A 26,911-nucleotide genomic window follows, 5' to 3' on the forward strand; every position below is an offset into this window, starting at 1 on the left:
GGGCGCAGGGATGAAAATTTATCGTCCGCTGTGGAACGAGGGGGCGCTGTTGTCCCCTCAGCAGTTCCAGCAACAGTCAGAATGGGAAACTTTTCGCAGCACAGGCGTTGCGGCGCTTGCCTCACCGTTTGCATGGGGTGTGGAGCGCGCTGAGTTTGATGAACGACTGCTGGGATCGGGTCTTCTTCAGATTACGCACCTGCGGCTCTGGCTGCCTGATGGCACGCTGGTGGACGCGGCGGTCAGCGATTTGCCGCCCGAGCCGCGCGAACTGGGAGCCTCACAGCTATCAGATGTGGTCACGGTGGTGATTGCCCTGCCGCTCATGCAGTCCGGGCTGAATAACGTGCAGCAGGAGTCGGCTGTGGCCGACAGACCGCTTCGTTACCGTGAAGAGTGGGTGAATGTCCAGGATGCGTTTGGCAGTGAGGACGAGTCCGTTGCGGTTGCCCGCTTTAACCTGGCTATCCGTTTTGAACATGAGGATAACGCATCGTGGCAGTGTTGCCCGGTTGTGCGTCTGATCCGTGACGGACAGGGATGGCGTCAGGATCCGGCATTTATTCCGCCCATGGCCCTGTTTTCTGCCAGCCCGGCGATGCGGGAAAGACTGGTGTTACTGAACCGCCAGCTTCGCTCACGCCGCCAGCGTCTGATGTCCATGCGCCGCGAGAGCAACGAGCGTCTGGCCGATTTCGCGGTGGCAGATGTGTCTCTTTTCTGGCTGCTCAATGCGCTGAACTCCCATGCGCGGGTGCTGACGGAGTTTGAACGTTTTCCGGCCCGTCATCCTGAGCAGGTGTGGGTGGAGCTCGCGCGGCTCGCGGGCAGCATGCTGACGTTTTCTCTCGACAGCGATCTGGACGCCATTCCCGGCTATGACCATGCCAGACCGGAAAACACGTTTCCTCCGTTGTTTGAGCTGATTACCGGCTTACTGGAAGCCAGCCTGCCGTCCCGTGTTATCGCGCTGGACATGCTTCGCCCGGACGAGCAGACGTGGAAAGCCTCGCTGCATGATATTCGTCTGCGTGAGGAGGCCGATCTCTATCTCTCAGTCAGGTCTGACGTTCCCGCCTGGCAGGTGGCAGAGAAATTCCCGGCATTATGCAAGGCGGGTTCCCCGGATGATGTGAATGCTATTTCCACCGTTGCGCTGCAGGGGATCCCGCTTATCGCCGTGAATCGCGTTCCTGCTGCGTTACCGGTACGGATGGAGAACCAGTACTTCGCGCTGGACATGGAAAGTGCTGCGGCACGGGACATGCTGGAGCAGGGAATTTGTATGTTCTACGTGCCTGCCCTGCTGGGACAGCTTGAACTTGAACTGTTTGCGGTACTGCGATCATGAGAAAAGAAACCGATATCGATGCCCTGATGGCGGAGACCTGGCTCACCGTCACCCTGCTTAAGCAGGGGGCAACCACGCCTGACGGGGATGTGCTGTACGACACCTGCAGCAAACAGGTGGAAAGTGTGCGTGGGGCGCTGGATCGAGCAGGATACGATGAAGCCAGTATCGATCATATCTCTTATGCGCAGTGTGCGCTGCTTGACGAAGTGGTCATGAGCAGAAAACTGCATGACGGGACCGATGCTGATGCGGGACAGGTGGCCTGGCGAAAAGCGCCGCTACAGGCGCGCTATTTCGGGTCGCTGCACGCAGGTGAAGCTCTCTGGGACCGTATTGCGGAGGTGTTACGCCAGCCTGCGCCGGATATGGCCGTCCTGACCTGCTATCACCGGGTGATCGCGCTGGGGTTCCAGGGGCTGTACAGCATGGGCTCTGTCAGCCAGAGCCAGCGTGAGGAGGCAATGAAAGCGCTTGCTGAGCGGGTGCCGCCTCTGGATGCCGGCCTTTCACTGGTGATACGCAGGACCGGAAAACACCGCTACAGCCTGATGCGCTCTGTCTGGTTCTGGATCGTCGCGGCGGCAGTGATCACTGCCGCCGTGTGGTGGGGCGGCCATCTCTGGCTCCAGGCGCTGCTGTCCGCACAGTTACCGGAGTTGCCTCATTAATGCATAAATCGGTCATGGTTTCTCTGATACTCCACGTACTGGCGGGTGCCGCTGCGCTTTTATGGCTTCTGTGGGGCTTCATTCCGGCAGGTACGCTGTTCAAAGGCGTGATGACACTATGCATCGTTGCGCTGGCCGTCTGGCAGATCCGGCGAAAAAGCCGTTTCAGCCAGGCTCAGGACAATAGCGGGACGTCTGATGCTGAGTTGCCTGTATTCGCTGACGCAGGGCCGGTTGTTCTCGTCTGTGGGGATGAACTGGACGCCTTATTCCAGGGACACGCCCTGCGCAAAACCGCGCAGGGCTGGTGGCTGCGGGTGAATGACATCAACAGGCTCACTGATATCGTGCGCGATATCCAGGAGCAGCAGCCGCGGCAGGCCGGGCAAATCGCCGTTATGTATAGCTGCCACCCCGACGGGCATCAGGATGAAGCGGTGCTGCGCGCGACCCTGAAAGCGTTGCGCCAGCAGATGAAACAACTGAGTCTGATCGCCGGATTCACACCGCCAGTGCTCCTGAGCGGTGAGTTTTCCGGCGCTGAAACTCCGTGGGTTATTGTCCGTGGCGACAAACCGGTTGTATACCCTCTTGATGGGACGCCACAGGCGCTGGATGACTGGCAACAGGACAATCATCTGGCGCTGATGCCTGTCCTTCGGGAAGCCTTTGCTTTTATACGCATCATTCTGATGGATGAATTGGCGAAAGAGGACCGGCTGTTCCCGGCGGTTCATCCGTTTGCTGTGGCGTTTCGCAGCGGTACGGCCTCTGCTGACACCGCTTCGCTGTGGTCGCATCACCTGTGTCGTCTGACGCATCTGGTTTTACCGCAGACAGCCGGAGCCGCAGAGGTGGCAGGGCGTTTTCCTGATGCGGTGTTGCCGATGCTTGCGCCTTACTGTGCGCCCTTCCAGGGCGGGCAGCGTACCCGTCGCCTCGTTTTATGGATGCTGGTATGTGTTCTTGCTGCCATCGGTTTTTCTGGGGTGAATAACGCGGCGCTGATCCGCCTGGTCGGGACGAATTTGCAGCGCTGGTATGCCATCCCCATGAACCATTATGAGCCGAAGGCGCAGTCACTTGCCGCGCTGAAACAGGACGCTCTTCTGCTGGAGCGCTGGCAGCGGCAGGGGGAACCGCTCAGGTATGCGCTGGGCTATTACTCCGGTCAGCGTCTGTGGCTGGCGTTACAGAGGGCGATTGACTCGTATGTGACCCCTCCGGCACCTGCCATGAAGCCAGTACCGAAAATCATCCGCCTCGACAGCATGTCGTTGTTTGACACCGGCAAATGGGCCCTGAAACCCGGCTCGACGAAGCTGCTGGTGAACTCGCTGGTGGGCATTAAGGCAAAGCCCGGCTGGCTGATTGTGGTGGCGGGTCATACCGACAGCACGGGCGATGACCCGTCCAACCAGGTGCTGTCGCTTAAGCGTGCGGAGTCCGTGCGCAACTGGATGCGCGATACCGGCGACGTGCCGGAGAGCTGTTTTGCGGTGCAGGGCTACGGCGAGAGCCGTCCTGTCGCCACCAACGACACGGCGGAAGGCCGGGCGCTGAACCGCCGTGTCGAAATCAGTCTGGTGCCGCAGGCGAATGCCTGTCAGCTGCCGGGCAACACACCCGCGCCATCGCAGGATGATGGCGTCTCAAAAAATGAAATGGAGTAATTAACATGGCAATTCCTGTTTATCTGTGGCTGAAGGACGACGGCGGCGCGGACATCAAAGGTTCCGTGGACGTGAAGGACCGTGAAGGCAGCATCGAGGTGGTGGCGCAGGAGCATAACCTGTACATCCCGACCGACAACAATACCGGCAAGCTGACCGGCACCCGTATCCACACGCCGTTCCTGTTCACCAAGGAGATCGACTCATCCAGCCCGTACCTGTACAAGGCAGTGACCACCGGCCAGACCCTGAAATCTGCGGAATTCAAGTGGTACAAAATCAACGACGCCGGGCAGGAAGTGGAGTACTTCAACACGAAGCTTGAGAACGTGAAGCTGGTGAAAGTGAATCCGAAGATGCACGACATCAAGGACCCGGCGTTCGAGAAGCACAACCACCTCGAGCAGATTGAGCTGCGCTACGAAAAAATCACCTGGACCTACAAGGACGGCAACATCATTCATTCCGACAGCTGGAACGAACGTACCACCGCGTAAGCCCCGTGCGGACAGGGTTGCCTGTCCGCCGTTTTTGCTGAACGTCTGTAACCGCGGGCGTTCAGCAAAGAACAACACAATCTGCCTGCCCGACCTTATGCGCTTTGGGTTCCTGAATGACAGGGAACAGCGACGGGCGGTAGCGTGTCCGGAACTGATAAAGAGAGAGCCTCATGGAAAATCCAGCCATCCTGTTACGCCGTCTTAACCCCTACTGCGCCCGTGCCATGGAAGGCGCGGCCTCCCTGTGCCAGACCCGCGCCCATGCGGAAATCCTGCCCGAGCACTGGCTGCTGAAGCTGCTGGAGCAGGGAGAGGGCGACCTGACGGTGCTGGCACGGCGCTACGAATGGGATATGGACGCCATCTGGCAGGATTTGCTGGCATTTCTCGACACGCTGCCCCGTTCGGTACGCAGCCGTCCGCAGCTCTCCGGCAGCATTCAGACCCTGATGCAGGACGCCTGGCTGCGGGCGTCGCTGGCGGGCGAAGAGCAGATACGCAGCATTCACCTGCTGATGGCGCTGGCTGAAAAACCAAAACGGGTGCGCTGCGACGGTTTGTGGCCGCTGCTGACCCTGGCGCAGAGCCAGCTGGAGCGTCTGCGCGGGCTGCTGGATGCGCAGTCGGACGAGCGTCCGGAGGTGCAGCAGGAAGAAGAGCTGGCGCAGGACGGCGAGGTGACGTTTGTCGGCCGCCCGGTTGATGCCGGAGTGAAAGAGGGGGAACTGAATCCGGCCCTGCAGAACGCGCTGGACAAATTCACCCTCGACGTCACCGCCCGCGCCCGCGAGGGCAAAATCGACCCGGTGTTCGGCCGCGACAACGAAATCCGCCAGATGGTGGATATCCTCTCCCGTCGCCGTAAGAACAACCCGATTCTGGTCGGCGAGCCGGGCGTGGGGAAAACCGCCCTGGTGGAAGGGCTGGCGCTGCGCATTGCGGAGGGCAACGTGCCGGACGCACTGAAGCCGGTCTCGGTGCGCACCCTTGACCTCGGCCTGCTGCAGGCGGGTGCGGGTGTGAAGGGAGAATTCGAACAGCGCCTGAAAAACATCATTGAGGCGGTGCAGCAGTCGCTGCTGCCGGTGCTGCTGTTTATTGACGAAGCCCACACCATTATCGGCGCCGGCAACCAGGCGGGTGGCGCGGATGCGGCCAACCTGCTGAAACCCGCGCTCGCGCGTGGCGAACTCAGAACCATCGCCGCGACGACCTGGTCTGAATACAAGCAGTATTTTGAGCGTGATGCGGCGCTGGAACGTCGCTTCCAGATGGTGAAAGTGGATGAGCCGGACGACGACACCGCCTGCCTGATGCTGCGTGGTCTGAAATCACGCTACGCACAGCACCACGGGGTGCACATTACCGATGAGGCCGTCAGGGCGGCGGTCACCCTGTCCAGACGTTACCTGACCGGCCGCCAGCTGCCGGACAAGGCGGTTGACCTGCTGGACACCGCCTCGGCCCGCGTGCGCATGAGCCTTGACACAGTGCCGGAGCCGCTGACCCGGATGAAGGCGCAGCTCACGGCCCTGGCGATGGAAAAGCAGGCGCTGATGGAGGATATCGCGGTGGGCAACACCTCCCACAGTGAACGTCTGGCGGCCATTGAGCAGGACGAAGTCCGCATCATCGTGGAACTCGACGAACGGGAAACGCAGTACGGCCGGGAGCTGAAGCTCACGGAAGAACTGCTCGCCTGCCGCGCGGACATCTCCCGCCAGGCGGAAATTGCCGGTCTGCAACAGCAACTGAGTGACGTTCAGCAGGGTAACCCGCTGCTGGGGCTGGACGTTGACGTGCGCACCGTCGCCACGGTGATTGCCGACTGGACGGGAGTGCCGCTCTCATCATTAATGAAGGACGAGCAGACGGAGCTGCTGAGCCTGGAAACCAGCCTCGGTAAACGCGTGGTGGGCCAGGATGCGGCGCTGAATGCCATCGCGCAGCGCCTGCGCGCGTCAAAAACCGGGCTTGCGCCGGAGAACGGCCCGCAGGGCGTGTTCCTGCTGACCGGTCCGAGCGGCACCGGCAAGACCGAAACCGCCCTGGCTCTGGCGGACGAACTGTTTGGCGGCGAGAAATCCCTGATAACCATCAACCTCTCCGAATACCAGGAGCCGCACACCGTCTCCCAGCTCAAGGGCTCCCCTCCGGGCTATGTCGGTTTCGGTCAGGGCGGCATCCTGACTGAAGCGGTGCGCAAGCGTCCGTACAGCGTGGTGCTGCTCGATGAAGTGGAGAAGGCGCACCGTGACGTGATGAACCTGTTCTATCAGGTGTTTGACCGGGGCTTTATGCGCGACGGCGAGGGGCGGGAAATTGACTTCCGCAACACAGTGATTCTGATGACCTCCAACCTCGGCAGCGACCACATCATGCAGCTGCTGGATGCACAGCCGGAAGCCACCGAACCGGAGCTGCACGAGCTACTGCGTCCGCTGCTGCGTGACCACTTCCAGCCAGCCTTACTCGCCCGTTTCCAGACGGTGATTTACCGTCCCCTCACGCAGGAAGCCATGCGTACAATTGTCGGGATGAAGCTCGGTCAGGTGAGTCAGCGTCTGGCGCGTCACTATGGTATGACGACCACCATCGATGGATCCCTGTACGACGCGCTGACCGCCGCTTGTCTGCTGCCGGATACCGGGGCGCGCAACGTTGACAGCCTGCTCAATCAGCAGATTCTGCCGTTGCTGAGTCAGCAGCTGCTGACGCATATGGCGGCGGGGCAGAAGCCACAGCACCTGTGGCTTGGCTGGGATGAGGAGGAGGGGATTGTGCTGGCGTTTGATGAAGGAGCGGGCGTATGAGTGATTCTCTGATAAATGATGCAGTGAGTCTGGTAAAGCAACTGCTCGGTCAGTCCCGTTACCGGCTGGACGTTCATGACTGCGCTGAATTTCTTGACGTACTGAAATTCACATCGGTTGAATCCCTCAGCAAGCCCTGGCGGTATGATATCTCCGTGACCTGCTCTTCGCCGGATATCACAAGTGAAGCCGTGCTGTTAAAACCCGCATCCTTTACGTTCCAGACCCCGGTATTTGACGGGACGCCTGCTTTACCTGTGCGTACCGTTTACGGCGTGATTGAGGAATTTGAGCGCAAATCCACATCAAAAGAGGATACCGTTTACGCCCTGGCGCTGGTGCCGCGTATTGCCCTGTTAGCGAAAACGAAGGGCTGTGAAATTTTCCTCAATCAGTCCGTTGTTGAAGTGGTGGAGCAGATCCTGCGTAAACACGGGCTGGAGGGGGCAGACTTTGAATTCCGCCTGTCCCGCGAGTATCCGGTTCGGGAGCTGATTACTCAGTGGCGTGAAACCGACCTGGAGTTTATTGAGCGTCTGCTGGCCGAAGTGGGGATTTTCTGGCGGTTCGAGATGGACAGCCGCCTTGAGCAGGATGTCGTCATTTTCCAGGACTCTCAGGAGCAGTACCAGTTTGGTGTGACCCTCCCGCTACGAAACCCCGCCGGGATGAGTGACAGCGGAAGGGAGAGTATCTGGGATATTCATACCGCGTACCACGTTGTCAGTGGAGGGGTGACAACCCGGGATTACAACTACCGGGAAGCGCTGACGCCGCAGGACAGCACGGTCAGTATCAGCGGACAGGAAGACATCACAACGGGTGAAACCTACCACTACGCAGAGCCGTTTCTGACAGCCGGTGATACGGAAGGTCCTGAAACCGGCGCGTTCTTTGCCCGTCTGCGCCACGAGCGCATCCTGAATGAGCAGTATACCGTCAGCGGGCGTACCTCCAGCCCGCATCTGGCGCCGGGCCAGGTGCTGGAAACCGATACGGGCCTGCCGGAAATGGTGAAAGACGGAATTGTAATCACCACGGTAAAAGCCAGTGGCTCGCGACAGGACAGCTTTCAGATGAAATTCGACGGTATACCGTACAGCGAAAGCATCTGTTACCGTCCAGCATTGCTTAACCGTCCGGTGATTTCCGGCTCACTGCCGGCGCGCGTGGAGAGCGCGCAGAAAGGCGACACTTACGCCTGGCTGGATACGCAGGGGCGTTACCGGGTGAAGCTGGACTTTGACCGCAACAGCAGCGAACAGGGTTACGCTTACCTGTGGCTGCGGCTGGCGAAACCATATGCTGGTGACACTTACGGCTGGCATGCACCGCTGCTTGACGGAACGGAAGTGGCGGTGATGTTTGATAGCGGCGACCCGGACCGGCCGTATATTGCATATGCTCAGCACGACTCTGAACACCCTGACCACGTCACCAGTGATAACCACACGCGCAACGTCCTGCGCACTCCGGCGAATAATAAGCTGCGGCTTGAAGACAGGAGGGGTGAGGAGCATATCAAGCTCGCCACGGAGTACGGGAAAAGTCAGCTTAATATGGGCCATCTGGTTGATGCACAGCGCGAACAGCGTGGTACCGGTTTTGAACTGCGCACGGATGAGTATGGTGCCGTTCGTGCGGCCAGGGGGCTTTTCCTGGCCGCACATGAGCAGCCAGAAGCTCAGGGGCAGGTGCTGGAGATGACTCCGGTGGTGAATCAGATTACCCAGGCCAACAGTCAGATGCAGGCGCTGAACGGTGCTGCCGAAGCCGCCGGCGCGCTGGTCTCCGATATCAGCACCCAGGTCAGCCTGGTTACGGGCAGGCTGAAAGATCTTCAGTCGTCTGTGATACTGGCAAGCGCCCCGCAGGGGGTGGCACTGACCTCCGGTGAACATCTCCAGCTGACCAGCACGAAGAACACCATGATTAACGCCGGCGAGCATCTGGATTTCGGCGCTATGCAGAACCTGTCCGTGACGGTAGAAAAGGCGCTGGGGTTGTTTGTGCATAAGGAGGGGGCGAAGCTGGTTGCGAATCAGGGGGATATTGAAGTTCAGGCACAGCACAACACCATGTCGTTGTTATCTGAAAAAAAGATGTCCGTGACCAGCAGCGAAGACGAAATCATCATTACCACGCCGAAAACCTTAACGCTGAACGGCGGCGGGTCATATCTTAAGCTGAGCAAGAACGGGATAGAGCATGGCTCTGAAGGGATGATGATAATGAAAGTGGCTAATTACCTGGTGCCTGGCACAGGGGCGTCAATGAAAAATGTCACACAAGTATTTAAGAAAACCAGTCTCGAGCAGGTTCTTTCTACAGAAGAACAGCAAGATGAAAATTCACAACCACCAATGCAGCGGCGCGGAAGATTTTCCCGATAAGGAGTGTCTATGAAAATTTGCTATCCCATCAGGAACACAAGTGGTCAGGAGTTTCGCTCGCTGGATGAAGTCATGCGTCTTGTCGACGATGAAGCTCACGGAACATGGCTATTGGGTGCAAATAGACAGTGGCATGGCGGGATCCATATCAGTGATGTCTCTAATCCCTTCTCGGCCCTGAACCCGGATGCACTCAATACCGGAGAACCTGTACCACTCCAGTTTATGGCTGACGGCACTGTGGTTGCGTACCGATTAAACAAAGAGTATCTCACTGCCCCATACTGTGGGCAACAGCTACGTTACAGCAGTAGTTTTGTGCTGGTTAAATCGCTGTGTAAACCGGATCCGCAAAAAGAAAAAAGCTGGCTGGAATTTTACAGTCTGTATATGCATCTTGCCCCGGTTGCCGATTATCCGGCTTCTCCCTGCTATAAAGTCAGGGACGGGCACAGCGGCATACTGTTACGTCAGTATAAAAACGGGCAGAACGGTATGCCGGAGGGCGAGCCGGACAACGGTGAGGCCGGAAAATATCCTGCGCCAGCCAAAACGAAGAAGAACCTTAAGGCAGGTGACCGTTTTATCTCTTCCCGGACGGGGCGTTTTTATGTCACGAAGAAGGGAAAAACAACCCTGACAACTTTTGGGCTGGTCCGTTTACTGAAAAATAATATTCCGGGAAAAGAGCAGTACTGGGTAACGCTGGATCCTGAACTGATGGAACCGGACGGAGAAATACAGGGGCTGATGCCTGAATGGATGCAGAAGGCGAAGCAAAAAGGTGTTTTTGATTCTGTAGAACTGACAGGGGAAACGGAAGAATGGAAGGTCAGCGCCGGAGCGCCTGTCGGATTTATGGGGTGTACGGAATCCCCGGGAGAGGGAAGTCGGCTTGTGGACAGGGAATGGTTTGTTCATCTGGAAGTGCTGAGTACAGACAGCAGGATGCCCGGTTTTTTGGCCAATCCGGAATGCGTGAAGGGCGATAAAAAGTCAGTTCTGGCATCAAAAGGAAAGCTCCTGTTTACCCGGCAGGATGCAACAGGGCAAACGGTATTTACCCCGATATCAGCCAGACTGAGCGCACAGTGCCTGCTCACACGGGGAGCAACAACACCCGTTGCGGATGAATCACAGAACTGGTGGTACAAAATTACCGGGAGTGGCTGGTTACCGCAAAGTGATGTTGAAGAAGTGAATCAGTATGATTTACTGAAGCTCGGGTTTCAGGCGCTGGAAGAAGACTGCGGTGGTGATGTGATGGACAGCCCGTATGAAAGCTGGGTGCCTCAGTCGTTTGAGGCAATAAGCCGTTCAGCAGAACAGGGCGCGGGATATCAGTACGGTCTGGTGCCGCCATTTTATCGTGATCTGATGGCGGAGATGGACAGTAACCGTGACGGGAAAATTACTGCAGAAGAAATCAGACAGGCGCTGTTAGTGCGCGATCCGCTGGTGAAGAATGTGGTGAATCGTCTGGCGGTAAAACATCACAGCGAATGGAGTAAGGGGCGTTCAACGGGGCGCTGGGAAGGGTTTTACGAAGATCTGGATTCACTGGAGGTTGGGTACTGTGAAAAATGGCAGGCGGATCTGGAGTGGATGAGCAGGGTTCCGCCGTTTGATAAAGATGAGGCGGTGTGGCATTTTCATCCGATCGAGTTTTTATCTGCGCTAAAAACGGAAGAGGACTGCGCTAAATTAATCTGGGGTGAAGTGGTAAACCAGAGACTAGGTACTATTAAGGGATGTGAATTCCGGAGGAAAGTAGTTAGAATTTGTGCTGAACTATGGGGGGAAGAAAAGAAAAACGAATATGCTAATTCTCTTATGTCCTGCATGGCAGTTGAAACTTCACGTTTATTTACATCTTCCGTAGTTAAGTTAATGCCAAAAATTAATTCACAGGGAGACGTTGTTTTAAATAGTAAAGGGCGGACTATAAAAGAATATAGGCCCATTTCAAAGCAAGAAATAATTGCAGACCCATCTATAGCTGCGCAAAATGCGGTGGGCTTAATTCAATTTACTGGACCTGCCGTTACTCAATTAAATAGAGTTCATGGACTCTCAGTGACTAAGCAAGAACTGGCATTAATGGATGAAATAGAACAACTTGACTATGTAAAACTTTACTTTTCATCGAATGAATCACTTTTCAAAAAAATTAATAGCGCTGATGACATTTATTTGTGTATTTTTTGTCCTGCTGGTGTAGGAATGAATGATGACTTTGCTTTATATAGCAGGCAAAAAGATAAAGATGAAAGTGTAAATTATTATCAAGATAATCAAAGTCTAGATTCGACTGAACATGGTAATGCTGGAAATAATGATGGAATCATTCAACGAAGAGAGCTTTTAACTCGATTGAATAAGTTAAAAGAAGAGGGAGGACTATACGTAAATAAATGTATCTGCAATCCAGACTCTTTGACGATATCTAAAGAACCTAGTGGAGCACAATGGGTGAACAGATTCCCAACAAGTGCAGTACTTAATGACTTACTTCCTGCATTTTCTACATCCGTACAAAATTTTATTAATTCAATCGAAAACGCCGGCGGCCATGTCAGAATATCCGCGACTTACAGACCGGTAGAAAGAGCATATTTAATGCATTATTCATGGAAGATTGCCAGAGAGGGTTTAAACCCCTCTGAAGTTCCGGACAAAGAAGGTGTAAATATAGATTGGACCCATAAAGGAAATCATACTGCCGCAGTTACGGCCGCTCGGGATATGGTCAGCGGTTACCATACTGTTTACAAACCAGTTCTTACATCAAGGCATACTCAGAAACGTGCTATTGACATGACGATAACTGATATTATGGGTAAGGTATTAAAAAATGCTGACGGTACTGAAGTTCTTGTTAGCTCACAGTCTCAATTGCATAGTGTAGGGGCAACTTATGGTGTCTATAAATTGGCATCAGATCCTCCGCATTGGTCAGATGACGGTCACTAAAAAGGTGATATATGTTTAAATTACTAATAGCTTTATCTTTGATAATTTCTCCGTATTGGATTCAAGCTAAAGAATTTATTCCATCTTTTGCTATAGGGATTGTAACTAGTAAAGGGGCAAGATTGTTGATTTCGACAACAAAAAGTTCCTTACGAGATGACATAGTTTTAATCTGTTCCCCATTAAAGAGAATATGCAAACCCATTCTAAGTGAGTCTCTCACTGTCGTAGGGGGAAATGAATATGTTGAGGATGTTGAAACAAATAAAAGTATTTATACTTATTCTTTTTTAGATGATATGTCTTTAAATAATATCGATATTGCCATTATTTATCCGAAATTAAATGCGAGGGAAATTAATGTGACTTTTGGAGATAAAGAAGGTGTATTTATAACTGGCAATGCTTTTAAAGCTAGAGTAACCTTTTGCACTAGCACCGAAGGTGTGCATATTTATTCCGAGCCCAAAAAATATCACTTATATTATGCTCTTGGATATGAAGTCATGGCTAACTGTTCCGAGGGGGTTTATGAATGAAAAAAATCTTTCCTTGTTTGAAAGTTGTGATAGCTTTAGTGAGCTATTCATGCTTTTCAATGCCAATTAATTCAATTTCTCCAGGGATCTATACTTATACGCAAAAAGGTGATGAGTTGATTGATGGACAGAAAGCAAGTATTACGTGGAATGTTAATCTGAAAGATAATCACAATGCTATTGTTACTATCTCATCATGGCATGCGCCATTTAGTTGTGATGGTTCATATTCCATGATTAATGAAAAAGATTATTTGTCTTTGAGCTGGTCTCAAGAGGAAAATGTAGGAGGGGAATGTGAATCCCCTGCGCCTCAAATATTTATGAAAAAAACATCTTCAGGTGAGGTTTTAATACGCAGTGTGTTATTTCCTTGGGGGGATGGAGATTGGCATAGTATCAGGAAAATACATTAATAACTCACATGACGCTTAGCTGGAATGAAGGAGGCGGGTTTGTGTTGATATTTGACAACCGTAAGGCAGGAATGCGGCCGTGAATGATTCTCTAATAAATGATGCAGCCTGGTAAAGTAGCTGCCGAGTCAGTCACGCTACCGGCAGGGCGTGCATGACTGCGCTGAATTTTTATCCAGCAGGATACAGCAGGACAGCTAGTATTTGCAGCAACATTAGCCAGACTGAGCGCACAGTGCCTGTTCATACTAGGAGCAACAACACAGCGAGTGGAGTAAGGGGCGTTCAACCGGGCGCTGGGAAGGCTTTTATAAAGATCTGAATGCGAGAAGGGCGATAAAAAGTCAGTTCTGGCATCAAAAGGAAAGCTCCTGTTTACCCGGCAGGATGCAACAGGGCAACCGGTATTTACCCCGATATCAGCCAGACTGAGCGCGCTGTGCCTGCTCACACGGGGAGCAACAACACCCGTTGCGGATGAATCACAGAACTGGTGGTACAAAATTACCGGGAGTGGCTGGTTACCGCAAAGTGATGTTGAAGAAGTGAATCAGTATGATTTACTGAAGCTCGGGTTTCAGGCGCTGGAGGAAGACTGCAGTAGTGATGTGATGGACAGCCCGTATGAAAGCTGGGTGCCTCAGTCGTTTGAGGCAATAAGCCGTTCAGCAGAACAGGGCGCGGGATATCAGTACGGTCTGGTGCCGCCATTTTATCGTGATCTGATGGCAGAGATGGACAGCAACCGTGACGGGAAAATTACTGCAGAAGAAATCAGACAGGCGCTGGCAGTGCGCGATCCGCTGGTGAAGAATGTGGTGAATCGTCTGGCGGTAAAACATCACAGCGAATGGAGTAAGGGGCGTTCAACGGGGCGCTGGGAAGGGTTTTACGAAGATCTGGATTCACTGGAAGTTGGGTACTGTGAAAAATGGCAGGCGGATCTGGAGTGGATGAGCAGGGTTCCGTCGTTTGATAAAGATGAGGCCGTGTGGCATTTTCATCCGATCGAGTTTTTATCTGCGCTAAAAACGGAAGAGGACTGCGCAAAATTAATCTGGGGTGAAGTGGTAAACCAGAGATTAGGTGCTGCTAAGGCTTGTGAATTCAGGAAAAAAATTGTCAAGATATGTGCTGCAATGTGGGGAGAGAAAGATAAAATAAGATATGCTGATGTTTTAATGGGATGTATGTCTGTTGAAACGAATCGAATGTTCACATCTTCTATTGTAGCTTACAGAAAAGCGCGCCATAAAAATGGTGATATTATATTTATTTCCAGTAAGTCGGGCACTAGACCTAAAATTGAACTTCATGTATTTACTAAAGAGGAAATAATTAAAGATAAAAGTATAGTAGAGAAAAGTGCAGTAGGGTTGATTCAGTTCACTTCTATAGCAGTACAACAAATAAATATAATTCACAATCTAACTTTGACTAAAATGCAGCTTGCACTTATGGACGAGATTGAACAGCTAGATTATGTGAAGTTATATTTTACTTCAAACAAAGAAAAATTTGATCAAATAAAAAGCCCTGAAGATGTTTATACCTTTATATTCTGTCCTGAAGGTGTAGGGAAGCCGAATGATGCAGTTCTGTATTCAAAGGTGGACAATGAGAAAGCATATGGCAGAAATGCCAGTTTAGACTCTACAGAACATGGAAATAAAGGGAATAATGATGGTTTGATACAAAAAAGTGAATTACTTGCAAGGTTGAGTGTTTTGATTGCCGAAGGGGAAAGATATAAGAACCAGTGTTCATGTATAGTTCAGAAAAATAATAATCCAGATTGGATGCCAATTGCAATATCAGAATATAATAAATATAAAGATTTAATTGAGTCCGATTCTGTATTAAATGATAAAATTAAGATATACCATGACACAACTAACGCTAAGGGCAAAGATGGTGAGCACCTCATGGTGCTCTTCATTTGTAAACTGGTGCTTTACACAGACTAAGTATGCTCCATTAGCTACGAAGAGTGCTTTGGCGTATTCTTGAGGCATGGGTTCTTGGCAAAATGGTGAGGTTGTAGATAAGCCCTTCTATGGAGCTATTGCTGTGATGAAATATAGCCACGTTGGATTTGTTTGCGGCATTAATGCTCAGGGTCGACTACTTATACTAGGAGGAAACCAGGGCGGTGGGCGAGAAGGAACTGCAAATTGCATTTCTATCCGAGCCAACTCGATAACAGCTGTTAAGTATTTTATGAAGCCAAAAGGTTATAACGTTAGGCCAGAAGATTATGATTTAGAAATTATGAATGTTTCTGGACCTGATTCAAGTTATTCTGATACACATTAAGGGCAATGAATGAAAATAATATCGTTTTTTTTGCTATTCGTGTCTATCCCTTCAATTGCTGATGAGTTGATATATTCTAATTATTTTAGGGGTTTTACAAAGGCATTTACGCCCCCGATTATTTCAGTGAATGATTATTCAAGGTTATCTTCTTATAAACTTCACCCTGAACTATTTATTGATTTCGGGAAATCCCCTCCGGAATCATTTGGTAACAACGATTTGCATAATTCAAATGTTATATTTAATGGTGCGGCATCTAAAAAGTTCTTTATCAATTTTGTCAACTCCACTTTTCTAAATGGTGACGCTTTGGATGGAAATATAAAAAAGTTTACTGACAAAAATGGGAGTTATTCTTTTCGGGTTAAAATAAAAAATGGGCGGATCGTTATTTTTGAAAACATGCTCATTTCTGCTCCGGAGAATATGACTGCTGAATTTAGTTGTTCATATACGTTTGATACTACAAATAAAGATCCATTAAAGTTAACTGACGTGTTTTGTGCCGGTTAAAGAGGAGGATGGATGGTCAACCTGATATCAAGTATTGTATTCTTTATAACGTTTTTATTTACCTGCGCTTCAAGTGCCTCAGAACTTACTCGCTCTGATGAGAAATATTTCTTTGAAATGAATGGTGAAACGTTATCTGATGGTTCACAAGTTTATATGCGATATGATGTGGATATGTTTTACGGACAAAAAAAAGCGCATGTCAGGATAACTACATGGCATGCACCCGTCTCATGTGATGGTGATTATAATATAAAAAAATAATAAAGAATATATTTTAATCTATACAGGAGGTGATGATGGGTGTGTGTATCCGTCACCTCAATTCCAAATTAAGCAAAAAGGAAACCATATGTATATTAAAGGAGAGCCTCTCGTTTATGGTCAGGGGGGGTGGTTGAGAATGACACGGAGGAACAAATAATATTTAGATAATATTAACAGGTGATATGAAAAATAAATCCCAACAGAGGAATAAATATGTTGCAAATTATTCGAAAAGGCGACAAAACCACGCACGGTGGTTCAGTAGTGACCTGTTCCGAAACCATAATTTTTGGTGGAATCGGCGTGGCACGTAAAGGCGACAGGGTTTCCTGCCCGATACCTGGGCATGGTCCGACAACGATCATCGAAGGTAATCCCAACTATTTGGATAATGGTATCCCTGTTGCTTTTCACGGCCACAGGTGCGGTTGCGGCTGCACTTTGATCAGTTCTTTTGTTCCTGCAAAGGTTGGTTGAACATGCCCGTCTGGCTGGACGCCATTCCCGAAAAAGCGCCGAAAGTTATGCGCCCCAATCCCCGGCGCTGGTTGCTGTTTCTGGCACTTATGCTGGTTGCTGGTATCACGTTAACGCTCTGGCAATGGACCTCAAGTAGAACCGGATTCATTTTCTGGTTTACTGCGCAGGGGCTACCATTTTGTTTATGGGGAGTGCTCTTTTCCCTGCGTCGATTCGCGTACAAAGCGGAACAGGTAGGGGCTGAATCCCGTAATGCTGAGCGGGAAGCGCTGATTCAGCAGGAAATCCGCCGTGGTCAGCGTTGCGGCTGGATGCTGGGTTATCACATTCAGCATCCCGCAGGAAATAAGCCCGGAGCATTGCTGCAGACGGCGAGCCATACTATGCCCATAGTGCATTTCTCAACGCCGCGGGGCAGTAAAGTCACTGTCAGATATGCAGCCCTGACAGGATTTCAGGTCGACCTGGAGGCTGAAATAATTGCCACCACCTCAACACTTGCCGCTCGGGTGCAGGATATTACCGCAACACTCCCGACGGATATTCTCTGCTGCCTGATGCTGGACTGTGATGACGATATCAGGCAATGCGTTGAGTCACATCTCAAAAAAGAACTTGCTGCCAAAACAGGGAGAAGCTTCAGACTCCTGTCTGGCAAAGGTCTGTCGGCGTTTGATACCTGGCTGGACCTGCGCTGGGAAAAGCCGGGCATTCTTGCAGCTGTGACATTCTCGGTACCAGCGTACCCCAGTCAGGGTGACGCCGATGCCATCACACTGGTGGTGCTCTGCAACCGAAAGGCTGCTGCTTATCCTCACGCAGTGTGCCTGCACCGCCCGGAAAAAGGCAAAGAGCCCGCGCTGGTAAAAACGCTGAACCGGGCACTACTTTGGGCCGACACAGACCCTGAATCACTGAAAGCTGCCTGGCATACAGGACCAGCCCTTGCCAGCGGGAGCGGGTGGAACGAAGCTTGTGAAGATAACGGAGTGACATTCAGCCTGTCAGATGACAATCGCAGTATTGATTACGCTATGGGATATGCCGGGCGAGCCGCTCCCTGGCTTGTCATTATTCTTGCTTCTGTCGCATGTCACGATAATGGATCACAAATCATCGCAGCCCAATCAGCTGCAGACGAAGAAGATGTCTGGGTAGCCGTCGTTAATAAAAAAGGCGTTCGTAAGGAAAATCAAGGGAATGGCTAAAGTAAAAGTCAAAACGCTCATTGGCGCAACGGCTGGAGTTCTGTTTTTTTTGACAGCGACAGTCGCATTTCTGTTTTATGCGTTCCCGCAATGGCTGGCATCTGCCACCGGACTGGGACCATATGATGGACAGCGCATCCTGACATTTTGCGCATTGTTGAATGCAGCCATATTCCTGTTGGGATGGATGACTGAAAAAGCGTTCAGCTATGCGGGGAAAGCGGGTCTTTATCTTCACTGGGGAGATAGCCAACGACAGGCCATGGCTCAGTTAGCAGAGATTCCGTCTGCTGACGGTGATGGGCAGGAAGCTATTTTCAGTGATGAACAGATGTCAGTACATCTGGAGATGCGATATGGTCGTCGCTGGCGGTCTAAGGTCCGGATCCTGCTTGTGCAGGGTAATGCTGACGAGACGGAAAAAGCAGCCCCCGGACTTTGTCACGATCTCTGGCAGGAAGGTGATGGCAATATTCTGGTATATGGCGGCGATGCTCAGTCTCTTCCCGACGAGCTTTTCCTGTCCCGGTTAAAACGCCTGCGTCCCGGCAAACCTGTGGATGGCATCATCCATGTGATGGATACCGCAGTGTTGCCGACTGATACAGAGCGCGATGCGTTTTTACGGTGTCGCCAGAAAGCCGATTACCTTCTGGGGTGGCAGGCTCCGGTCTGGCTATGGCTGACTGACAAGGCAGCCACATCCGACGATCAGGCGGAACCTGTGGCGACCGGCGCGTTATTTGGCCCCGGTGTGACCGCGCAGGATGTTCTCAGTACGCTGGATACGCTGGTTCCGCATTTACGCCAGGTCGGGATGTCTCAGGTGCTGAATAATCCGCATCATAACTGGCTGCTGCAACTCTCGTCCCGTCTGCAGGGGGACCTGAAGGCAGGCCTGCACGCCCTGTTTGACGGGCTGTTACAGGGCTCTGCTGCTTATCGGCTCCGGGGCGTGATATTCAGCCATGAACTGGCCGTTGCCGGTTCAGTACCCAATGCCCGGCTTGATACTCCCGGCTGGAAAGCCGTTATTGATGACTGCTCTACCATCCGCGCCAGAAAGTTGAACTTCGACTGGCTTAAAGGGCTGCGTTTACTGGTGCTTGCCCTGAGTGTCCTCTGGGGAGCCGGTACACTGCTGTCGCTTGCCGTCAACCGGGCGCAGATATACCAGGCTCAGAGTACCGCCCGTCTTGCCGCGGATACTGAAAGTCCTCTGACAGAGCGTCTGCGTAACCAGCTTGTGCTCCAGCAGGCGATTGCCAGACTGCAGAACCGGGAAGCAACCGGTGCGCCCTGGTACACCCGCTTTGGACTCAATCAGGACCACGACACGCTGGTGGCCCTGTGGCCTCTGTATGCCCGTAATAATGCGCTGCTGATACGAGATGTCACGGTTATCCACCTGAAACAGCAGCTTCAGGCTTTTGTTAATCTTCCTCCGGCCAGCGAAGCCCGTATGCAGGGAACACAACGGGCTTACGATGTGCTCAAAAGTTACCTGATGATGGCCAGACCGGACAAAGCTGATGCCAGATGGCTGGCGCAACATGTGCTGACGGCCTGGCCGAAACGGCAGGGTATATCAGATGGAGCCTGGCAGGAACTGGCACCAAAACTGCTGGGCTTTTACGCCCAGAACCTGCCGTCACATCCGGAATGGAAAATTAAGCCTGATGCCGGACTTGTCACAACCGTGCGTCAGATCCTCCTTAAACAGATTGGCCAGCGTAATGCTGAATCCGGGCTGTATCAGGACATGCTGAAGCGCGTTGCCAGCAACTGGCCGGATCTCACGCTTGCCGATATGACCGGTGACACGGATGCCTCCTCCGTCTTCAGCACAGAAGAAGTGGTGCCGGGCATGTTTACCCGCCAGGCCTGGGAAGAGCAGGTACAGGATGCTATTAACGATGTGGTCAAAACCCGTCGCGACGAAATTGACTGGGTTCTGACGGATAAAACCCGTCAGCCGGGGAGCGATATCGCACCCGAAGCGCTGAAGGCCAGGCTGACCGAACGTTACTTTACCGATTTTGGCAATGCCTGGCTGAATATGGTCAACAGCATTCAGTGGCAGGAAGCGACTTCGCTGTCAGAAGCCATTGCCCAGCTCAGCCTGATCGGCGATGTGCGTCAGTCACCCCTGGTGGCGCTGATGAACACCCTGAACTACCAGGGAAAAACAGGCGAGAAGGGCGAAGCGCTGGCGGATTCGATAGTGGATTCGGCGAAAAAACTGGTTGGCCGGAAAAAATATGCCCGGCCGTTCATCGAACAGGCACAGGGGCCGAAAGGACCGCTGGATAACGTGTTTGGTCCGCTGACGGGGTTCATGGAGGGAAAAGAGGGCACCGGACGTAACGGTAACCTGAGTTTCCAGTCCTGGCTTGCTCGCGTGACGCAGGTGCGCCTCAAGCTCCAGCAGGTCACCAGTGCGCTGGATCCGCAGGCGATGTCCCAGATGCTGGCCCAGACAGTCTTCCAGGGCAAGGCTACCGACCTGACCGATACGCGTGACTACAGCAGTCTGGTGGCGGCGAGCCTAGGTCAGGAGTGGAACGGATTCGGTCAGTCACTGTTTGTGCAGCCGCTGGATCTGGCCTGGCGACAGGTGCTGACTCCGGCGGCAGGAAGCCTTAATACCCGCTGGCAGACGACCATTGTCGATCAGTGGAACAAAGCCTTTGCCGGTCGCTATCCGTTTAAAGCCACCGGCAGTGATGCCTCACTGCCTTTACTGGCGCAGTTCCTGCGCAGTGATTCAGGTCGCATCGCCACATTCCTGAAAACCAGCCTCGGCGGCATTCTTCATCAGGAAGGGAACCGCTGGGTGGTGGATCCTTCAGCAAGTCAGGGGATGGAGGTGAACCCGGATTTCCTCCGGGCCATTAACCAGCTGGCTGAACTGTCGGATATCGTTTTTGCCCAGGGGGATGCGAACGTTCACTTCGAACTGATGGCGCGTCCTTCCCGCGATGTGGCCCGCATGCAGCTGACGCTTGACGAGCAGAATCTGGACTTCTTTAACCAGATGGAAAGCTGGCAGAGCTTTACCTGGCCGGGAAACACGTACTACCCAGGAGTGAACCTCCGCTGGCGCAGTGTTAACAGCGGGATGCAGCTTTACACCAGCAACCAGGGCAACTGGGGATTCATTCGCCTGCTGGATAAAGCCCTGATCACCCCCCTTGATGCGAGCCGAATGCAACTGGTGTGGATAGCGCCGGACGGTAATCCACTGAAGTTTGTGATGCGCAGCGAACTGGGTGATGGTCCGCTTGCATTGCTGAAGCTCCAGGGGTTTACGCTGCCTGAAAACATATTTACGGTTGCTGCCAGCGCTGAAGACGTTGAATAAAGATGAGACAAGGAAAAACATGAGTTCTCCGGAAGCCCTGTTAGCGGCATGCGCCACAAATCAGGAAGAACAACAGAAACTTATCGAAAGCGCCTCCGTCACCCTGTCACTCTGGGATAACTGGTTAAAACCTGTCAGACCTGAGACGGAAACGGGTGACGATCCGGCCTATGACGACAATTTCCAGCTGATGCGCGAAGAAATTAATAAGCTCTCGGGGACCGATCCGGAGCTGCTTTGTAGGCTGGCGGAAAAGATACTGTGTGAAAGCGCCAAAGATATCCGCGTCGTCACCTGGTATATCCAGGCCCGACTGAGCGTTGACGGTGAGAAAGGGCTGGCAGAAGGGGTATTGCTTCTGGTCGCGATGCTGTCCCGCTACGGCAAACGCTGTCACCCGCTGCGCGCTAATGCCAGAAAATCTGCCCTGGAATGGCTAAACAGTTCAAAAATGCTGGATACACTTTCGCGCTGGCCGGAAGTGGATCGGGATGATGCCGGACTGACTGCGGGGGCTGTCAGTCTGCTGGCGGCGAGCGTTGCTGATTGGCCTGAAGATGAAAAACCGTCCTTTACCGGTCTCTGTACCACCCTGGATAATCGCCTTGCGCGTTCCGGCGGGGTGGAGGTACTTATACCCCAGAACAGCAGCATTCAGGAAACCGGACGCGACACCGTCTTATCTCCGTCGCCACAACTGACGGCCGTGAAATCCGGGCGTGATTTGCTCGATCAGGCAAGGCTACTTTCCGACTGGCTGGGTGAACAACCGCAGGGATGGCTGGCCTCTCACCGGCTGATAAAAACCATTCGCTGGGATACGGTTGATCAGATCCCGCCGCTGGACAGCGCTGGCCGTACCCGGCTGCTCCCGCCTAAACCCGAGTACCGGGCGCAGCTGAAACGTCTGTATCTGCAGAAAAACTGGACTGAGCTGATCGAACAGGCCAGCCAGATATACTGCGAAGCGGTGAACCATTTCTGGCTCGATCTGCAGTGGTATCTCTGGCAGGGTCTCAGTCATGCGGGGCAGCCGTGGGAGAACCAGGCGGAATCTGTTCTGCTGGATCTCCGGCTGCTCCTCAGACGCCTGCCCGGGCTTGAAGGACTGGCATGGAATGACGGTACCCCGTTTGCCGATGAGGTGACCACGGGCTGGATAGCGGAAAAGGTACACGAAGAGGGGCTGTCATTTGCCAGTGATCGGGTAACACCCGCCACCGGGCATGAGGACGATGTGCTGTTACTGGAAGCCGAAGCGATGGAAAAGGGCGACAGCGAAGGTCCCGAAGCCGCACTCGCCTGGCTCCAGTCCCGGCCGGGAACGGACACCCCGCGCCAGCGCTGGCTGGTGCGCCTGCTGATGGCCCGGGTGGCCGAGCAGTATGGCCGCAACGAGATGGCACTGCATCTGCTGGGGGAACTGACGGCCTCCGCCCCGCAGCTGACGCTGGCGGACTGGGAGCCGGGCCTGCTGTTCGAGGTTCAGGCCCGCCGCCTGAAACTGCTGCGCATGAAAGCCGGCCGCAGCGAATCTGATAAAGCCCGGCTGATGCCCGAGATGGACGCGCTGCTGGCAGGGCTGATTGCCATCGATCCGGCCCGGGCCATGGTGCTGTGTGGCTAGAACTTACTTGTTAACAATCAGGAATACCGTGCATGGATGACTTAACCCTGCGCTATTACGAGGCCGAAATGCGCTATCTGCGTGAGGCCGGAAAAGAATTTGCTCGTGCCCATCCGGATCGGGCGGCAATGCTCAACCTGGATAAACCCGGTGCACGTGATCCCTACGTAGAGCGCCTGTTTGAAGGCTTTGCCTTCCTGATGGGCCGACTACGTGAAAAACTCGATGATGACTTGCCGGAGCTGACTGAGGGGCTGGTCAGCCTGTTATGGCCGCACTACATGCGGACCATCCCGTCGCTTGCCATCGTTGAGTTTACGCCGGACTGGCGGAATCTGCGTCAGACAGAGACGCTGGCCGAAGGGTTTTCGGTGCTGTCGCGCCCGGTGGGGCCGCACAAAACCGCCTGTCAGTACCGCACCACGCGGGATGTTCCCCTGCAACCCCTGCACCTTGCCGGTGCGCGTCTGCATACCGAAACGGATGGTCGTTCGGCCATCCGCCTGCGTTTTGAGTGCCCGGAAAAAGTGGACTGGAGCAATGCCGGGCTTGAGAAAGTCACTATTTTCCTGAATGCCGAAAGTCCGGTCAGTTCAGCCCTGCATCTGGCGATGACCCGTCGTGTTCACGCGATGTATGCCCGTCACGCCGGAACTCACACGGAGCGGCACAAGTTTGACGGCTGGTGCAGGCCGGTGGGCTTTGATGACAATGACGGCCTGTGGAAAAAAAGCGACACGGCCTTTAGCGGCTACCAACTGCTGCTGGAGTATTTCAGCTTCCGTCCGAAGTTTATGTTTGTGGAGCTGCGCGGCCTTGACACACTCGGACTGACGGCGGCCAGCACCTGGTTTGAAATCGACATGGTGCTCAGTGAGGCCTGGTCGCCCGATCTGCCGTTTGAGACAGACAATTTCCGTCTGCACTGCGCGCCGGTGATTAATCTCTTCACGCTCGAGGCAGATCCGCTGACGCTCAGTCCGCTGGAAAATGAGTATCTGCTGCGGCCGCTGCGCCTCCAGGACGGGCACACCGAAATTTACAGCGTGGATAATATCCACGGCGCGGTAAAACTCGGCAAGCACCCGTATGTTCCGTTCACCAGCTTCCGGCACCGGGGCGGCATGATGCGCCACGATGCTCCGGAGCGCTACTACCACACACGCGTTAAGCGCGGCGCGTCCGGTCTTTATGACACCTGGCTTATCCTCGGTGGACGTTCATTCGAGCTGGATCAACTGGCCGAAAAACCGGAATCGCTCTCCATGCGGATCACTGGCACCAACGGGCAGCTCCCGCGTAAGGCGCTCGAAAGCACCTTGCTGGACAGGGTGGTGAAAGTCGGCAAAGTTCCGGTCAGGGTACTGAACGTCACGGCTCCCACCATGCCCCTGTATCCCCCAGCAAACGACCGGTTCCACTGGCGGGTAATGAGCCATCTCGGCTCAAACTTCCTCAGCATGATGGATAACCCCGAAGTGCTGCGCGGCACGCTGGCGCTGTATGACTGGACTGACGATGAAATGAACCGCCGTCGCCTTGAGGCCATCGTTGCGGTGAAGCACACGCTGATCCGCCGCTTTGAAAAAGGTTTTATGCTGCGGGGCGTAGATATCGAGGTCACGCTGAACATGGACAACTTTGCAGGCGAGGGCGATGTGAACCTGTTCGGCGAGATGCTGAACCGTTTCTTTGCGCTCTATGCGGATATTCACCTTTTTAACCAGCTCACGCTGGTACTGCAACCGACAGGGAAACGACTGAGATGGCGCGAGAATCACAGCCAGTACGTACCGGGCTGACGTTAACCCTCAATAAGGACATCTGGCAGGCTAACTTTTATCGTTTCTGCCAGTTGCTGGAGCAGGAGCATCCGGATGCACCAAAGCTCGGCGCGACCAGCCATCCCGGTGACGATCCGGTGCGTTTCCGACCCTGGCCGGGGATGGGGTTCCCGGTCACCGAACTGCGGACGGTTGAGACCAATGAGGACAATCCCGGGTTACCCCCGACCGTGCGCACCACCTTTCTGGGAATGTACGGCGTGGATTCACCGCTGCCGGGCTCGTATCTGGATGATATCGCGCAGCGTCGTGAGGGATACGAGGCGGTCACGTCGTTTCTGGACATCTTTAGTCACCGTATCACCACGCAGTATTACCGGATCTGGCGTAAATATGCCTACCCGGCCACTTTTGAGGCGGGCGGTAAAGATGCGACATCCCAGTGCCTGCTGGGACTGGTCGGTCTGGGTATTCCCGGCACGGCGGAACATGTGGAAACGCCCGTTTCCCGCTTTCTGGCGCTGCTCGGCACCATGCGGCTGCCCACCCGCAATGTGGAAGGTACCCGGGCGCTGGTCAGCCTGCTAGCCCCGCATACCCGTGTGGTTATCACCGAACCTGACCCGGTTACCGTGCATATTGAAAACCGCACCGGGCTGGACACCGGCAACCGTGTCCGTCTTTCACAGCGGGCAACGCTTGGCAAAACCGCCAGGGAAGCTTGCAGCAGGGTGCGGGTGACGCTTGTCACGGAAGATCCTGATGAAGCCGAAGGCTGGTTACCCGGTGGTCAGCTCCATACCGACTTGCTGGTGCTGATGCGGGTTTATCTGGGTTACCGCAGCGATGCACGGCTGTGTCTTACCGTACCGGTCCGGTTGTTGCCAGATCCCCGGCTGGGTAAAGGCCGGCGAATACAGCTGGGCCGCACCGGCCTGCTCGGCCTGAAGGACGGCAGGCTCAGCGATAACCGGGAGACTCTCACGGTGAGTCTGGGCTGCTATAAAGGTCTGAACTGCCGGGCGTTACCGCCCGCTGAAGGCGGTCATTACCGTTTCGATTAATTGCGTACTTTCCCTCTTCAAAAGGAATGTTGAATGACAACAGTCACCCCCTGGCGGGCGCTGACGCTAATCGCCTGCGCCCTGCTGACAGGCTGCGGCCTGACCCAGACCGTGACGGACGGTACCGTCAGTCTCACTAAATCCATCTTTTACAAGAAAATTAAAACGCTGCATCTGGATTTCACCCCCCGTACCGCGGCGAATGCAGACGGCGCCCAGACGCCGCTGGCCACCATGGTACGGGTTTACCAGCTGAAAGACCGCCAGGCAGTCGATAGTGCTGATTATCAAGCTCTGTTGCGCAATGCTGATACGGTACTGAAAGACGATGTACTGGCCTCAAAAGCCTTGCTGGTGATGCCCAAAGGCAGCGTGACGCTCAATATGCCAATGGATGAAGACGCACAGTTCGTCGCCGTGGTGGGGCTGTTCAACCGCCCGGACATGCAGGACAACCGCTGGCGTCTGGTGCTCACGCGGGATGACCTCGACCCGGATAAACCCCGCACCATTGAACTGGGTGACGGCTGGCTCAGTCTGGTGTCGGTAAAGGAGTGATGTGATGGACAAGGACAACTGGCTGGCTTTGTTTGACGGGCAGCCGCGCTATCTGCTGGAGATTAACGACAGCCCGGTAAAAGCGGATGTGCTGAAATTCACCGGGCACGAAGCCCTGAGCGAGCCCTTTCGCTGGACCATCGATTTCACCACCCCGCAGAACAATCTCGCCCCTGAAGACGTGCTGATGAAACACGCCACCCTGAGGATGCGCAACGGCAAGGCAGTGCACGGCATCATCACCCGCCTGGAGTGGCTTTCCACCACCGCCGACCAGTCGCATTACCAGGTGGTGCTCAGTTCCCGTCTGGCGCTGCTCAGCCGCACCCGCCAGTGCCGCATTTTCCAGCACCAGCCGGTGCCGGAGGTGGTGGAGCAGGTACTGCGCCAGCATGGAC

Annotated in this window: 21 protein-coding genes; all 21 read left to right on the plus strand. The window is 53.8% G+C overall.

What is annotated here, in order from left to right; genetic code table 11:
* The first annotated feature begins 10 nt into the window (after positions 1–10).
* Positions 11–1,351 (plus strand): type VI secretion system baseplate subunit TssK, encoded by a 1,341-nt coding sequence (gene tssK / locus PUZ33_RS01800; protein ID WP_029883901.1) that lies wholly within the window; start codon positions 11–13, stop codon positions 1,349–1,351.
* Positions 1,348–2,022 carry a type VI secretion system protein TssL, short form gene (gene tssL / locus PUZ33_RS01805; RefSeq protein ID WP_058681290.1) on the plus strand — a complete coding sequence of 225 codons (675 nt, stop codon included), beginning with the start codon at positions 1,348–1,350 and terminating at the stop codon, positions 2,020–2,022. Before tssK ends, tssL begins: the two co-directional genes overlap by 4 nt.
* Positions 2,022–3,695 (plus strand): OmpA family protein, encoded by a 1,674-nt coding sequence (locus PUZ33_RS01810; protein WP_252107551.1) that lies wholly within the window; start codon positions 2,022–2,024, stop codon positions 3,693–3,695. Before tssL ends, PUZ33_RS01810 begins: the two co-directional genes overlap by 1 nt.
* 5 nt (positions 3,696–3,700) lie before the next feature.
* Entirely contained in the window at positions 3,701–4,192 is a 492-nt protein-coding gene (gene hcp / locus PUZ33_RS01815) for a type VI secretion system effector Hcp (protein WP_029883904.1), read from the plus strand.
* A 173-nt stretch (positions 4,193–4,365) separates the two neighbouring features.
* A complete protein-coding gene (gene tssH / locus PUZ33_RS01820) occupies positions 4,366–7,008 on the plus strand; it encodes a type VI secretion system ATPase TssH (RefSeq protein ID WP_058681288.1) in 2,643 nt (880 codons plus the stop codon).
* Positions 7,005–9,401 carry a type VI secretion system Vgr family protein gene (locus PUZ33_RS01825; protein WP_058681287.1) on the plus strand — a complete coding sequence of 799 codons (2,397 nt, stop codon included), beginning with the start codon at positions 7,005–7,007 and terminating at the stop codon, positions 9,399–9,401. The genes tssH and PUZ33_RS01825 overlap by 4 nt, the downstream gene beginning before the upstream one ends.
* A gap of 9 nt (positions 9,402–9,410) precedes the next feature.
* Positions 9,411–12,374: an EF-hand domain-containing protein gene (locus tag PUZ33_RS01830; protein WP_252107552.1), complete on the plus strand. Its 2,964-nt coding sequence runs from the start codon at positions 9,411–9,413 to the stop codon at positions 12,372–12,374.
* A gap of 11 nt (positions 12,375–12,385) precedes the next feature.
* Complete coding sequence (locus tag PUZ33_RS01835; protein ID WP_062676482.1) at positions 12,386–12,913, plus strand: hypothetical protein; 528 nt, start codon at positions 12,386–12,388, stop codon at positions 12,911–12,913.
* Complete coding sequence (locus PUZ33_RS01840) at positions 12,910–13,329, plus strand: hypothetical protein (RefSeq protein ID WP_126347387.1); 420 nt, start codon at positions 12,910–12,912, stop codon at positions 13,327–13,329. Before PUZ33_RS01835 ends, PUZ33_RS01840 begins: the two co-directional genes overlap by 4 nt.
* Before the next feature lie 545 nt (positions 13,330–13,874).
* Positions 13,875–15,296: a hypothetical protein gene (locus tag PUZ33_RS01845; protein ID WP_240186049.1), complete on the plus strand. Its 1,422-nt coding sequence runs from the start codon at positions 13,875–13,877 to the stop codon at positions 15,294–15,296.
* Between the two features lie 46 nt (positions 15,297–15,342).
* Positions 15,343–15,645: a hypothetical protein gene (locus PUZ33_RS01850; RefSeq protein ID WP_126347383.1), complete on the plus strand. Its 303-nt coding sequence runs from the start codon at positions 15,343–15,345 to the stop codon at positions 15,643–15,645.
* 9 nt (positions 15,646–15,654) lie between these two features.
* Positions 15,655–16,161 (plus strand): hypothetical protein, encoded by a 507-nt coding sequence (locus PUZ33_RS01855; RefSeq protein WP_058681284.1) that lies wholly within the window; start codon positions 15,655–15,657, stop codon positions 16,159–16,161.
* A 12-nt stretch (positions 16,162–16,173) separates the two neighbouring features.
* Positions 16,174–16,425: a hypothetical protein gene (locus PUZ33_RS01860; RefSeq protein WP_126347382.1), complete on the plus strand. Its 252-nt coding sequence runs from the start codon at positions 16,174–16,176 to the stop codon at positions 16,423–16,425.
* 216 nt (positions 16,426–16,641) lie between these two features.
* Complete coding sequence (locus PUZ33_RS01865; protein WP_072262741.1) at positions 16,642–16,905, plus strand: PAAR domain-containing protein; 264 nt, start codon at positions 16,642–16,644, stop codon at positions 16,903–16,905.
* A 2-nt stretch (positions 16,906–16,907) separates the two neighbouring features.
* Positions 16,908–18,116, plus strand: coding sequence for a hypothetical protein (locus tag PUZ33_RS01870; protein WP_062676481.1), 1,209 nt, complete (start codon positions 16,908–16,910; stop codon positions 18,114–18,116).
* Positions 18,109–21,480 (plus strand): ImcF-related family protein, encoded by a 3,372-nt coding sequence (locus tag PUZ33_RS01875; RefSeq protein ID WP_062676480.1) that lies wholly within the window; start codon positions 18,109–18,111, stop codon positions 21,478–21,480. The genes PUZ33_RS01870 and PUZ33_RS01875 overlap by 8 nt, the downstream gene beginning before the upstream one ends.
* A 19-nt stretch (positions 21,481–21,499) precedes the next feature.
* The gene (tssA, locus tag PUZ33_RS01880; protein ID WP_062676479.1) at positions 21,500–23,107 is read left to right on the plus strand and encodes a type VI secretion system protein TssA; all 1,608 of its coding nucleotides are present in this window, start codon (positions 21,500–21,502) and stop codon (positions 23,105–23,107) included.
* A gap of 32 nt (positions 23,108–23,139) precedes the next feature.
* Positions 23,140–24,909, plus strand: a complete 1,770-nt coding sequence (tssF, locus tag PUZ33_RS01885; RefSeq protein WP_058681280.1) for a type VI secretion system baseplate subunit TssF — start codon at positions 23,140–23,142, stop codon at positions 24,907–24,909.
* Positions 24,873–25,955: a type VI secretion system baseplate subunit TssG gene (gene tssG, locus PUZ33_RS01890; RefSeq protein WP_058681279.1), complete on the plus strand. Its 1,083-nt coding sequence runs from the start codon at positions 24,873–24,875 to the stop codon at positions 25,953–25,955. The genes tssF and tssG overlap by 37 nt, the downstream gene beginning before the upstream one ends.
* A 33-nt stretch (positions 25,956–25,988) precedes the next feature.
* Positions 25,989–26,513, plus strand: coding sequence for a type VI secretion system lipoprotein TssJ (tssJ, locus tag PUZ33_RS01895; protein ID WP_029883448.1), 525 nt, complete (start codon positions 25,989–25,991; stop codon positions 26,511–26,513).
* Positions 26,514–26,517: 4 nt separating this feature from the next.
* The coding region (locus PUZ33_RS01900; RefSeq protein WP_274205291.1) for a contractile injection system protein, VgrG/Pvc8 family at positions 26,518–26,911 on the plus strand (394 nt) is incomplete at its 3' end.

The sequence above is a fragment of the Enterobacter cloacae complex sp. 2022EL-00981 genome (assembly GCF_028737495.1).
GTDB lineage: Bacteria > Pseudomonadota > Gammaproteobacteria > Enterobacterales > Enterobacteriaceae > Enterobacter > Enterobacter cloacae.